Genomic DNA, 12,170 nt, shown 5'->3' on the forward strand with positions numbered 1-12,170 from the left:
ACATTATGTTTTTAGTCGACTCACACTGCCATCTCGATGGCCTGGATTATCAATCCCTGCATAAAAATGTGGACGACGTGCTGGCGAAAGCCGCCGCGCGCGATGTGAAATTTTGCCTGGCCGTGGCGACCACGCTGCCGGGTTACCGCTCCATGCGTGAACTGGTAGGCGAGCGCGATAATGTCGTCTTCTCCTGCGGCGTGCATCCGCTGAATCAGGATGAAGCTTACGACGTTGAGGATTTACGCCGTCTTGCCGCAGAAGAGGGCGTAGTGGCGATGGGCGAGACCGGTCTGGACTATTTCTACACCCCCGAAACAAAACCTCGCCAGCAGGAATCCTTCCGCAACCACATCCGTATTGGCCGTGAGCTGAATAAGCCGGTTATCGTTCATACCCGCGATGCGCGCGCCGACACGCTGGCGATCCTGCGGGAAGAAAAGGTGACGGATTGCGGTGGCGTACTACACTGTTTCACAGAAGACAGAGAAACGGCGGGTAAGCTGCTTGATTTAGGCTTTTATATTTCATTCTCGGGGATTGTCACGTTCCGCAATGCTGAGCAACTGCGTGATGCGGCGCGCTATGTTCCGCTGGATCGTATTCTGGTGGAAACCGATTCCCCGTACCTGGCGCCGGTGCCTCATCGCGGCAAAGAGAATCAGCCAGCGATGACCCGGGATGTCGCTGAGTATATGGCCGTTCTGAAAGGTGTCAGTATCGAAGAACTGGCTCGCGTGACAACGAAAAACTTCGCCAGCCTGTTCCATATCGACCCCGCCCGCCTGCAATCTGTCTGATACACCTGTTATTTTTAGGCTCGTAATTAATAAGTAAAACGAGTAAAGTTCACCGCCTCATTTGGGGCGGTGATGGCGTTTTTAGACACATCCAGACATGCTTTATGTAAATATCTGCAAGTTTTTTGGCCGTCTTGAACTGAAACGTGATAGCCGTCAAACAAACTCAGAGGGAATTATTTTACTCTGTGTAATAAATAAAGGGCGCTTAGATGTCCTGTCCACGGCGCGGTACTCCCCCCGGGCCAATGCGTGAAAACGTAAAAAAAGCACAAATACTCAGGAGCACTCTCAATTATGTTTAAGAATGCATTTGCTAACCTGCAAAAGGTCGGTAAATCGCTGATGCTGCCAGTATCCGTACTGCCTATCGCAGGTATCCTGCTGGGTGTCGGTTCTGCAAACTTCAGCTGGCTGCCAGCCGTAGTTTCCCACGTGATGGCCGAAGCAGGCGGTTCTGTTTTTGCTAACATGCCGCTGATCTTCGCTATCGGTGTTGCTCTGGGCTTCACCAATAACGACGGTGTATCCGCTCTGGCGTCCGTTGTTGCTTACGGCATCATGGTGAAAACCATGGCTGTGGTTGCGCCGCTGGTCCTGCATTTACCTGCTGAAGAGATTGCCGCTAAGCACCTGGCAGACACCGGTGTTCTCGGCGGTATCATCTCCGGTGCGATTGCAGCGTACATGTTTAACCGCTTCTATCGCATCAAGCTGCCTGAGTATCTGGGCTTCTTCGCGGGTAAACGTTTTGTGCCGATCATTTCTGGTCTGGCCGCGATTTTCACCGGTGTTGTCCTGTCCTTCATCTGGCCACCAATCGGTACGGCAATCCAGACCTTCTCTCAGTGGGCGGCTTACCAGAACCCGGTTGTGGCGTTCGGTATCTACGGCTTCATTGAGCGCTGCCTGGTACCATTTGGTCTGCATCACATCTGGAACGTTCCATTCCAGATGCAGATTGGTGAATACACCAACGCAGCAGGCCAGGTGTTCCACGGCGACATCCCACGCTACATGGCGGGTGACCCAACGGCAGGTAAACTGTCTGGTGGCTTCCTGTTCAAAATGTACGGTCTGCCAGCTGCCGCAATTGCGATTTGGCACTCTGCTAAACCAGAGAACCGTGCAAAAGTGGGCGGTATCATGATCTCCGCAGCGCTGACCTCGTTCCTGACCGGTATCACCGAGCCGATCGAGTTCTCCTTCATGTTCGTTGCGCCGATCCTGTACATCATCCACGCGGTACTGGCAGGTCTGGCATTCCCAATCTGTATCCTGCTGGGTATGCGTGACGGTACGTCCTTCTCTCACGGTCTGATCGACTTCATCGTTCTGTCCGGTAACAGCAGCAAGCTGTGGCTGTTCCCAATCGTGGGTGCAGGCTACGCAGTGGTGTACTACACCGTCTTCCGCGTGCTGATCAAAGCACTGGACCTGAAAACGCCGGGTCGTGAAGATGCAACGGAAGACAGCAAAGCCGGTGCGACCAGCGAAATGGCGCCTGCTCTGGTAGCTGCTTTCGGCGGTAAAGAGAACATCACTAACCTGGACGCGTGTATCACTCGTCTGCGTGTGAGCGTTGCCGACGTTGCGAAAGTAGACCAGCCGGGTCTGAAAAAACTGGGCGCAGCGGGCGTCGTTGTTGCAGGTTCTGGTGTTCAGGCAATCTTCGGTACTAAATCCGATAACCTGAAAACTGAAATGGATGAGTACATCCGCAACAACTAAGCTGTGACCTGGGGAGACTAAGGCAGCCGAATGGCTGCCTTTTTTATTATTGCGGCTTGTGGTGCCGGGTGGCGGCTGCGCCTTACCTGGCCTACGTGATGGGTAGGCCCGGTAAGCGCAGCGCCACCGGGCTTCTGTCACTCAGAAATCGTAGCTCGCGCTCACCGAGACGTTCAGCGGCGCGCCATACACCGCATACGATCCGACGTAGTCGTAATACTCTTTGTCGAACAGGTTGTTGACGTTAGCCTGTACCGCAAAATCTTTGGTGACCTGATAACGGCTGAACAGGTTCACCAGCCCATAGCTGCCTTGCTCCGCGCGGGAACGTCCTGCCGGGCCGCCTTCCACGTCCGTCCACACTTTGTTCTGCCAGTTTACGCCACCGCCCACGGTCAGTTCCGGCAGCATTGGCAACTGATAGCGGGTGAAGAGCTTCATGGTTGTGCGCGGCTGATCGGAGCTGACGGCGTTGCCATTCTTATCTTCTGCGATGTAACGCGTCGCGCCGAAGGTCAGCTGCCAGTTATCGGTCAGGGCACCGTTGAGCTCGAACTCGACCCCTTTGCTGACCACCCCGTCCAGCGATTCATAGATCGACTCACCGCTCGGCATGTAGGTGTAGGTATTGCTGGCGACGTTATCCTGCTCAATGCGGAAAATCGCCAGTGAGGTGGTGAGGCGGGTATTAAACCAGTCTGCCTTCACCCCGGCTTCGTAGCTTTTGCCCGTGGTAGGGTCGAGATAACGTCCGTTGGCATCGCGCTTATCCTGCGGCTGGAAGATAGAGGTATAGCTGACGTAGGTCGACCAGTCCTCATTGATGTCATACACCAGGCCAGCGTACGGCGTGACATCATCTTTGGTGCTTTCCAGACGGGTATTCGGCGATCCTGCCGGGTTATAACGAATATTGTATTGGGTGTAGCGCGCGCCCAGGATCAGGTGCAGCGGATCGGCCAGCGAGAAACGAGCCGAAGAATAGGCTGAAGACTGGCGAATATCATCCTTGCTGTAGAGTTTCCACGGCGTCCACTGCGGATCGGCGATGTTCCCGTTCCAGTTCTTAAAGTTGCCGACATCCACCATGCCGTATACCGCATCCGGCATGGAGTTGTCGTAATGGTTACGTTGACGGCTGAAGCTGCCGCCGAACATCATTTCATGTTGACGACCAAAGAGATCGAAGCCGCCGCGCAGGAAGGCGTCGACCGCATCCTGTTTACGTTCCCCGCGGTTCCAGCCGCCGTAACCCACCAGGCCCGCGCCGGTCTCTTTATCCGGATAGCCGGACATATACATCAGCTTAGAGTCAAAGTTGGTTTCAGCATGCATGCCGTTGATGTGCGCTTCCCAGCCATTATCGAAACGCTGGGTCAGGTTAGCGAAGATGCGGGTGCTGTCTTTATCCGAATAGGCCCAGTCAGGCGCGACGGTCTGGCTGCGATTGTAGTTAGTCTTACTTCCGTCGCTGTACCAGGTCGGCAGTCCGCCCCAGGTTGGGTCGGCGGTATGGCTTTCCTGATACTCATACCCTACCGAGAGAGTCGTGCTGTCGGTGACATCCGCGTCCATCACGCCGTAGAGGAATTTCTTCCGGTAGTGGTAGTTATCCACGAAGCTGTCGTTGTCCTGATAACCGGTGATCAGACGACCCCGTACCTTACCTGACTCTACCAGCGGCGCCTGGAGATCCAGCACGTAGCGCTGCTTGTCCCAGCTGCCGTAGCTGGCGGAGACGTTACCTTTAAATTCCGGGCTGTCCGCGTGCTTACGCACCATATTAACGTACGCCGCCGGGTTCCCCGTGCCGGACATCAGGCCGGTGGCGCCGCGAACCACTTCAATGCGGTCATAAATCGCGGTATCGGCGGCGGTATCACCAAAGTTCCACACTTCACTGATGGAGGTTGGCAAGTCGTCATAGGCGTAGTTGCTGACGAAAAAGCCGCGTGAGTAAAACACGGTACGGTCGCTGTCCTGCACCTGGGCCGTAATGCCCGTGGTGTTCGTCAGCACCTGTCCGATGGATTGCAGATTCTGGTCAGCCATACGTTGCTGGCTGATAACGCTGACGGACTGCGGGATGTCGCGGGGAACCAGCAACAGTTTGGTGCCGGTGGTGGTGGTTTTTACGCTGTAATCCTGATCCTGGCTGGCAGAAAGATCCTGTGTGTTGTCAAAACCCCCGTCAACGACAACGGTATCTTCGGTGGTTGAAGCAGCGAAAGCGGCGGTTGGCGTCAATGCCATAGCAATGCAGGCGGCCAGCAACGAAGGTGTTGCGGCAGGCTGACGTTGCCCATCCCTGGTGTGATTAATGAAAGACATCATCAAACCCTTAGTGAATGGTGAAGGTATTTCGCGACAGTCCCGCTAGCACGGGCTGACGTCGTTTTCTATGTTAAAAATGCGCATGAAAATGCAAATGCGAAATATACGCATTGTGATTAACGCTGTAAACAGATGTTTCGGGATGAACTGAAATAAGGTTTCAGAAAAGAAATGTCCTAAAGCGATGCCTCTTCAGCCAGATGGGGGACGATCAGGAAAGAAATCACGGGAGAAGGTTGAAAGGACAGGAGAAACTCGCTCATACTCTTGTCTTGTGTCACGCAGTAAATCAGACAATGTGTGTTAACAACGGACGCACGACGCCAGATTAAACTTAAAAGGAAAAGGTCATGGCTGAAGAAACGATTTTCAGTAAAATTATCCGCCGCGAAATTCCGTCGGATATTGTCTATCAGGATGAACTGGTCACGGCTTTCCGCGACATTTCTCCCCAGGCGCCGACGCACATCCTTATTATTCCCAATATTCTGATCCCGACCGTTAATGACGTTAAAACCGAGCATGAAGTGGCGCTGGGCCGTATGCTGACGGTGGCCGCGAAAATCGCTGAGCAGGAAGGGATTGCTGAAGACGGATACCGTTTGATCATGAACTGTAATCGCCATGGCGGCCAGGAAGTCTATCATATTCATATGCATCTGCTGGGTGGACGTCCACTGGGACCGATGCTGGCACATAAAGGTCTTTAATATGTTAACTGGGCGTATTGCAGCGCTGATCGTGACGCTGGTAATGGTTGGGTGCAGCGCGCGTCCCGCCATCCCGGTCAGTGAAGAACAGACGCTGGTGATGGAGTCCTCAGTGCTTGCTGCGGGCATCACGGCGGAGAAGCCTTCGCTGACCATAAGCGAAATCCAGTCTTCAGCCTCTTCTACGCTCTATAACGAAAGGCAAGAGCCAGTGACGGTGCATTATCGCTTCTACTGGTATGACGTGAGAGGTCTTGAGATGCACCCGCTTGAGGCGCCGCGCAGCGTGACCATCCCAGCAAGATCGTCGGTCACGCTCTACGGCAGCGCCAGCTATCTGGGTGCACATAAGGTGAGACTTTATCTTTATTTGTAAGGAGTGAACCTTGATTAAAACAATGAGCCGTTATGCGCTCCTGAGTGCCTTTGCACTCTTTCTGGCGGGTTGTGTGACGCGAACGGAAGAACCTGCACCGGTGGATCAGGCGAAGCCGGGAACGGAACAGCCAACAACGCCAGCGCAGCCTGTTCCAACCGTGCCGTCTGTACCGACCATTCCGGCGCAGCCTGGCCCGATCGAACATCCGGACGACACCGCACAGCCTGCGCCGCGAGTACGCCACTATGACTGGAATGGCGCAATGCAGCCGATGGTGGGTAAAATGTTGCAGGCACAGGGTGTTACGCCCGGCAGCGTGCTGCTGGTGGACAGCGTGAACAACCGTACAAACGGTTCCCTGAATGCGGGAGAAGCGACGGAAACCCTGCGCAACGCGCTGGCAAACAACGGTAAATTTACGCTGGTCTCTGCTCAGCAGCTCGCGGTCGCCAAGCAGCAGCTTGGTCTGTCGCCTCAGGACAGCCTGGGTTCGCGCAGTAAAGCGATTGGTATTGCCCGCAACGTTGGCGCGCAGTATGTCCTTTATTCTAACGCGACAGGCAACGTGAACACGCCGTCGTTGCAGATGCAGTTAATGCTGGTTCAGACCGGCGAAATTATCTGGTCAGGTAAAGGTGCCGTTACGCAACAATAAGCGCACGCGTCATGATGTCCTGACGCGTTATTTCCCTCAATACCATGTTATCGCGCCGCAAGCCCCCGCCGGGCTTGGCGGCGCGAGTTGCATTATTGAGCATGGCGACCATCGGCTGGTTTTACGTCAGCATCACGATGCCGCCGCGCCTGCCTCCCATTTTCGTCGCCAGTTCCGCGCCCTGAAGCGCCTGCCCGCCGACCTTGCGCCACAACCTCATCTCTTTATCAGAGACTGGATGGCGGTGGCGTTTATTGCGGGTGAGATCAAAAGCGAGCTTCCCGATACGCCTGCGCTGACAGCCATGCTGTATCATCTGCATCGCCAGCCGCGTCTGGGCTGGCGGGTAACGTTACTTCCTTTGCTGGATCACTACTGGCAGCAGGCTGCGCCTGGACGACGCACGCCCTACTGGCTGGCGCAGCTTAAGCGGTTGCGTAAAGCGGGAGAGCCGCAGGCGTTACGTCTGGCGCCGCTGCATATGGATGTCCACGCGGGGAATATCGTTCATACCACGGCAGGCGAGAAACTTATCGACTGGGAATATGCCGGAGACGGTGACGTGGCGCTCGAACTTGCTGCGGTCTGGATGCCTGATGAGGCGTCGCGCGAGCAGCTGATAACCGCCTATGCCCGAAACGCCAACATCAATGCGCTCACCCTTGCGCGGCAGGTCGCGCGCTGGCGTCCGTGGGTGTTGATGCTGATGGCGGGATGGTTTGAAATGCGCCTTCAGCAGACATGTGACAAACAATTTATTGCGCTGGCAAATGATGCCTGGCGTCAGTTACAAACGAAAGGATAAGAGAGGTTGGTGTGGGTCCAGTAATGTTGGATGTCGAAGGATTTGAGCTGGATGCGGAAGAGCGCGAAATTCTGGCGCATCCGCTGGTAGGGGGGCTGATTCTTTTCACCCGCAATTATCATGATCCGGAGCAGTTGCGTGAGCTGGTTCGCCAGATCCGTGCGGCGTCGCGCAATCACCTGGTGGTGGCCGTAGACCAGGAAGGTGGGCGTGTGCAGCGTTTCCGCGAAGGGTTTACCCGTTTACCCGCCGCGCAATCTTTTGCTGCGCTGCTGGGGATCGAAGAGGGCGGTCAACTGGCGCAGGATGCCGGCTGGCTGATGGCCAGCGAGATGATCGCCATGGATATCGACATCAGCTTCGCCCCGGTGCTGGACGTAGGACACATTAGCGCGGCAATTGGTGAGCGTTCGTATCATGACGATCCGCGTATTGCGCTGGCAATGGCGACGCGCTTTATTGACGGTATGCATGCTGCGGGCATGAAAACCACCGGCAAACATTTCCCGGGCCACGGGGCGGTGACGGCGGATTCCCATAAAGAAACCCCGCGCGATCCGCGCCCGGAAGCAGACATTCGCGCTAAAGATATGTCGGTTTTCCGCTCGTTGATCGCTGATAACAAGCTGGATGCCATCATGCCTGCGCACGTCATATACAGTGAGGTCGATCCGCGTCCGGCCAGCGGCTCTCCACACTGGCTGAAAACCGTGCTGCGTCAGGAGTTAGGCTTCAATGGCGTAATTTTCTCTGACGATTTATCCATGGAAGGGGCGGCGATTATGGGTAGCTATGCCGAACGTGGGCAGGCTTCGCTGGATGCGGGTTGCGATATGATCCTCGTCTGCAATAATCGTAAAGGGGCGGTGAGCGTGCTGGATAACCTGTCGCCGATCAATGCTGAACGTGTTACACAATTGTATCATAAAGGTTCATTTAGTCGTCAGGAGCTGATGGACTCGGCGCGCTGGAAAACGGTAAACGCCCGGCTTGAAGCCCTGAACGAGCGCTGGCAGGCACATAAAGCAGCCCTTTAATTCATCCCGGAAGGCGTAGCGTGGTGAGACGATGATCATCTATTTACACGGTTTTGACTCAAACAGTCCTGGTAATCATGAGAAAGTGCTGCAATTGCAGTTTATCGATCCGGATGTCCGGCTGATCAGTTACAGCACACGTCATCCGAAGCATGACATGCAGCATCTGCTTAAAGAAGTGGATAAAATGTTGCAGCTCAATATCGACGATCGCCCGCTGATCTGCGGCGTGGGGTTAGGAGGATACTGGGCAGAGCGCATCGGTTTTTTGTGCGATATCCGTCAGGTCATTTTTAATCCTAACCTGTTTCCGAACGAAAACATGGAAGGCAAAATCGATCGCCCGGAGGAGTACGCCGACATCGCAACCAAATGCGTGAGCAATTTCCGTGAAAAGAACCGCGATCGGTGTCTGGTGATCCTCTCCCGCAACGATGAAGCGCTGAACAGCTCCCGCGCCGCCGAGCTTCTGCACCATTACTACGAAATTGTCTGGGACGAAGAGCAGACCCACAAGTTCAAAAACATTTCCCCGCACTTGCAGCGTATTAAAGCCTTTAAAACGCTGGGCTGATCTCCCTGAACCTGGTAAAGGCTCGGTACGCGAAAGCGTACCGGGCCTCTTTTTTGTCAGAGTTGTCTACTTTTAAACCATCAAAACTTGATACATATCAATTTTGGTATGACCAATGCGCCTGACGTGCTATTCTCAATGAATCTGAATGGTTTCAGCGCAGTAACCTGTTGTTAATTAAGGGTTATTTATATAACTTTTAATTAACAATTGGTTAATAATTTGAGGGGGTCACGTTGACTACGCCATTGAAAAAGATAGTGATTGTCGGCGGTGGTGCTGGCGGACTGGAGCTGGCGACGCAGCTGGGTAAGAAACTGGGTCGCGGTAAGAAAGCCAAAATCACGCTGGTGGATCGTAACCACAGCCATCTGTGGAAGCCGTTACTGCACGAAGTGGCGACCGGGTCGCTGGATGAGGGCGTGGATGCGCTCAGCTATCTGGCGCATGCGCGTAACCACCACTTCCAGTTCCAGCTGGGTTCGGTGGTGGATATCAATCGTGAAAACAAAACCATCACGCTGGCTGAGCTGCGTGATGATAAAGGCGAGTTGCTGGTTCCTGAGCGCAAGCTGGCCTATGACACGCTGGTGATGGCCCTGGGCAGTACCTCCAATGATTTCAACACCCCAGGCGTAAAAGAGCACTGCATCTTCCTGGATAACCCGCATCAGGCGCGTCGTTTCCATCAGGAGATGCTTAACCTGTTCCTGAAGTACACCAACAACATGGGTGCTAACGGCAAGGTCAACATTGCTATCGTGGGCGGCGGCGCAACGGGCGTTGAATTATCGGCGGAGTTGCACAATGCGGTCAAGCAGCTGCACAGCTACGGCTACAAAGGGCTGACTAACGAAGCGCTGAATGTGACGCTGGTGGAAGCAGGTGAACGCATTCTGCCTGCGCTTCCGCCGCGTATTTCCGGCGCGGCGCACAACGAGCTGACTAAACTGGGCGTGCGCGTGCTGACCCAGACCATGGTGACCAGCGCGGATGAGGGCGGCCTGCATACCAAAGACGGCGAGTACATCCAGGCCGACCTGATGGTCTGGGCTGCGGGGATCAAAGCGCCTGATTTCATGAAAGATATCGGTGGGCTGGAGACAAACCGCATTAACCAGCTGGTGACAGAACCGACGCTGCAAACCACGCGCGATCCGGACATCTTCGCCATCGGCGACTGTGCCTCCTGCGCACGTCCGGAAGGCGGATTTGTACCGCCTCGCGCTCAGGCTGCGCACCAGATGGCAAGCCTCGTGCTGCATAACATCCTGGCGCAGATAAAAGGCAAACCGATGAAAGCCTATGTCTACAAAGACCACGGCTCTCTGGTGTCGCTCTCAAACTTCTCCACCGTGGGCAGCCTGATGGGTAACCTGATGCGCGGCTCCATGATGGTGGAAGGGCGCATCGCCCGCTTCGTGTACATTTCTCTGTACCGTATGCACCAGATTGCGCTGCACGGCTACTTCAAAACCGGCCTGATGATGCTGGTTGGCCGCATCAACCGCGTGATCCGTCCACGCCTGAAGCTGCACTAATTTCTCTCTCCCTCCGGACCCTCCGGAGGGAATTCTTAGCACATCATGCTGTGCATTTCCCTCCTGACGCTTAAGAGTTCTCTTAAACCCACGTTGTCCCGGCCAACAACCCTGATTTTGATCCTTTATCTTATTGGCGAAGCGTTTATTGCGCTGCAAAATTGCTACCAATTGCAACAAAGGAGGAAGTCCCGTGAATAAATCAATGTTGGCGGGTATAGGGATTGGCGTCGCAGCTGCGTTAGGTGTGGCTGCCGTTGCCAGTCTGAACGTACTTGATCGTGGCCCGCAGTATGCGCAGGTGGTTTCCGCTACACCGATCAAAGAGACGGTCAAGACGCCTCGTCAGGAGTGCCGTAATGTTTCTGTCACCCATCGTCGTCCGGTTCAGGATGAAAACCGTATCGCTGGCTCCGTGCTGGGCGCGGTTGCTGGTGGGGTGATTGGTCATCAGTTTGGTGGCGGCCGTGGTAAGGATGTCGCGACGGTGGTTGGTGCGCTGGGTGGCGGTTATGCCGGTAACCAGGTGCAGGGCGCGATGCAGGAAAATGATACCTACACCACAACGCAGCAGCGCTGTAAAACCGTGTATGACAAGTCTGAAAAAATGTTGGGCTACGACGTAACCTACAAAATTGGCGATCAGCAGGGCAAAATCCGCATGGATAAAGATCCTGGTACGCAGATCCCTCTCGACAGCAATGGTCAGCTGATACTGAATAACAAAGTGTAAAAAAGATGTTCTCTGAACTTAGCTCCTCATGCGCTCAGGCTGAGGAGCTTTTTTTTGCGTCAGAGTTTAAGAAGTTCAGGCCACAGGCGCAGCGTTGTGTGCGTAATCCCCTGCAATTTTTCCAGCGTCGCGCCTTCACGGGCGCTGATGGACATCCCCTGTAAAATACAGCTCAGATACTGGGCCAGCTCCTGCGGACGGCAATGCGCCGGGATTTCGCCACGCAGCTGACGCTGAGCCAGAAACGTGCTGAGCGTCTCCTCCTGCATCGCATGTCGCGATTTGACCGTGTTGGCAATCTCTTTAGACGATGCCGCGAGGGTCGCGGAGGTGTTGATCATAAAACACCCCGCAGGCGTGTCCTTGCTGGTATAGCAGGTCGCGATTGCCGTGAAATAATCCTGTAATGCCTGCTCAACCGTTTTTTCTTCACAGAATAGCTGGGCTTCATGTTTTGCCGCGAAGCGCGAGATGTATCTGTCCAGAACGGCCCGGAATAAGCCTTCTTTGTTGGTGAACTCTGCGTACAGGGTAGGGGCTTTAGCACCCGTAGCTTCCACGAGATCGGAAAGCGACGTGGCTTCATACCCATGCTGCCAGAAGAGCGTCATGGCCTTATCGAGCGCCGCATCCCTGTCGAACACTTTTGGTCGGCCACGGCTTTTCTTTGCGCAACGCGTGACATCGGTTGTCATGTGCCGTTGATCCTCTGTTGTTTTGTTGAATAGTCATTATAAAAATAAACGTCTGCAACGACCAGCGGTGATTTCTGAAAAATAATTTAATTTTATCTTTTTGAAATATAAGGCAAATGAAATTAATTTAACGACCATTATAAAAATGAGTTGACGTGTGACCTGGATCACATCTA

12 protein-coding genes are annotated in these 12,170 nt (G+C 54.4%); 10 read left to right on the forward strand and 2 right to left on the reverse strand.

The features are described 5' to 3' along the window. Positions 1 to 5 precede the first annotated feature (5 nt). Positions 6 to 800, forward strand: a complete 795-nt coding sequence (locus ACOTXD_RS11455; RefSeq protein ID WP_003857943.1) for a metal-dependent hydrolase — start codon at positions 6 to 8, stop codon at positions 798 to 800. A 297-nt stretch (positions 801 to 1,097) separates the two neighbouring features. After that, entirely contained in the window at positions 1,098 to 2,531 is a 1,434-nt protein-coding gene (gene ptsG / locus ACOTXD_RS11460; protein ID WP_003857942.1) for a PTS glucose transporter subunit IIBC, read from the forward strand. Positions 2,532 to 2,672: 141 nt separating this feature from the next. Here the strand turns inward: ptsG and fhuE are convergent, their stop codons facing one another. Next, the gene (gene fhuE / locus ACOTXD_RS11465; protein ID WP_032658035.1) at positions 2,673 to 4,862 is read right to left on the reverse strand and encodes a ferric-rhodotorulic acid/ferric-coprogen receptor FhuE; all 2,190 of its coding nucleotides are present in this window, start codon (positions 4,860 to 4,862) and stop codon (positions 2,673 to 2,675) included. 353 nt (positions 4,863 to 5,215) lie between these two features. Between fhuE and hinT the strand changes: the two genes are divergently transcribed. The 8 genes from hinT (at position 5,216) to ACOTXD_RS11505 (ending at position 11,299) form a co-directional block, all read left to right on the forward strand. Further along, on the forward strand, positions 5,216 to 5,575 hold the full coding sequence (gene hinT, locus ACOTXD_RS11470; protein WP_006809243.1) for a purine nucleoside phosphoramidase: 360 nt from the start codon (positions 5,216 to 5,218) through the stop codon (positions 5,573 to 5,575). Position 5,576: 1 nt separating this feature from the next. Continuing rightward, the gene (locus ACOTXD_RS11475; protein ID WP_003857939.1) at positions 5,577 to 5,951 is read left to right on the forward strand and encodes a YcfL family protein; all 375 of its coding nucleotides are present in this window, start codon (positions 5,577 to 5,579) and stop codon (positions 5,949 to 5,951) included. A gap of 13 nt (positions 5,952 to 5,964) precedes the next feature. Then, positions 5,965 to 6,609 (forward strand): penicillin-binding protein activator LpoB, encoded by a 645-nt coding sequence (lpoB, locus tag ACOTXD_RS11480; protein ID WP_085929697.1) that lies wholly within the window; start codon positions 5,965 to 5,967, stop codon positions 6,607 to 6,609. Then, entirely contained in the window at positions 6,590 to 7,414 is an 825-nt protein-coding gene (gene thiK, locus ACOTXD_RS11485; RefSeq protein ID WP_061856387.1) for a thiamine kinase, read from the forward strand. Before lpoB ends, thiK begins: the two co-directional genes overlap by 20 nt. An 11-nt stretch (positions 7,415 to 7,425) precedes the next feature. Next, positions 7,426 to 8,451, forward strand: a complete 1,026-nt coding sequence (gene nagZ / locus ACOTXD_RS11490) for a beta-N-acetylhexosaminidase (protein ID WP_003857934.1) — start codon at positions 7,426 to 7,428, stop codon at positions 8,449 to 8,451. 31 nt (positions 8,452 to 8,482) lie between these two features. After that, complete coding sequence (gene ycfP / locus ACOTXD_RS11495) at positions 8,483 to 9,025, forward strand: alpha/beta hydrolase YcfP (protein ID WP_006809239.1); 543 nt, start codon at positions 8,483 to 8,485, stop codon at positions 9,023 to 9,025. 236 nt (positions 9,026 to 9,261) lie between these two features. After that, positions 9,262 to 10,566, forward strand: a complete 1,305-nt coding sequence (locus ACOTXD_RS11500; protein WP_022650789.1) for an NAD(P)/FAD-dependent oxidoreductase — start codon at positions 9,262 to 9,264, stop codon at positions 10,564 to 10,566. A 193-nt stretch (positions 10,567 to 10,759) separates the two neighbouring features. After that, positions 10,760 to 11,299, forward strand: coding sequence for a glycine zipper 2TM domain-containing protein (locus ACOTXD_RS11505; RefSeq protein ID WP_017384715.1), 540 nt, complete (start codon positions 10,760 to 10,762; stop codon positions 11,297 to 11,299). A gap of 59 nt (positions 11,300 to 11,358) precedes the next feature. Here the strand turns inward: ACOTXD_RS11505 and comR are convergent, their stop codons facing one another. Beyond that, on the reverse strand, positions 11,359 to 11,994 hold the full coding sequence (gene comR, locus ACOTXD_RS11510; protein WP_022650790.1) for a TetR family copper-responsive transcriptional repressor ComR: 636 nt from the start codon (positions 11,992 to 11,994) through the stop codon (positions 11,359 to 11,361). Between the last annotated feature and the right edge of the window lie 176 nt (positions 11,995 to 12,170).

The sequence above is a fragment of the Enterobacter cloacae complex sp. CDL013 genome, from assembly GCF_049238805.1.
In the GTDB taxonomy this organism is placed as follows: domain Bacteria; phylum Pseudomonadota; class Gammaproteobacteria; order Enterobacterales; family Enterobacteriaceae; genus Enterobacter; species Enterobacter hormaechei_C.

Bases quoted from the DNA above. Each gene is read 5' to 3' on its own strand.
- hinT (WP_006809243.1), top strand. From the start codon at position 5,216: ATGGCTGAAGAAACGATTTTCAGTAAAATTATCCGCCGCGAAATTCCG.
- fhuE (WP_032658035.1), bottom strand. From the start codon at position 4,862: ATGTCTTTCATTAATCACACCAGGGATGGGCAACGTCAGCCTGCCGCA.
- ycfP (WP_006809239.1), top strand. From the start codon at position 8,483: ATGATCATCTATTTACACGGTTTTGACTCAAACAGTCCTGGTAATCAT.
- ACOTXD_RS11475 (WP_003857939.1), top strand. From the start codon at position 5,577: ATGTTAACTGGGCGTATTGCAGCGCTGATCGTGACGCTGGTAATGGTT.
- comR (WP_022650790.1), bottom strand. From the start codon at position 11,994: ATGACAACCGATGTCACGCGTTGCGCAAAGAAAAGCCGTGGCCGACCA.
- ACOTXD_RS11455 (WP_003857943.1), top strand. From the start codon at position 6: ATGTTTTTAGTCGACTCACACTGCCATCTCGATGGCCTGGATTATCAA.
- ptsG (WP_003857942.1), top strand. From the start codon at position 1,098: ATGTTTAAGAATGCATTTGCTAACCTGCAAAAGGTCGGTAAATCGCTG.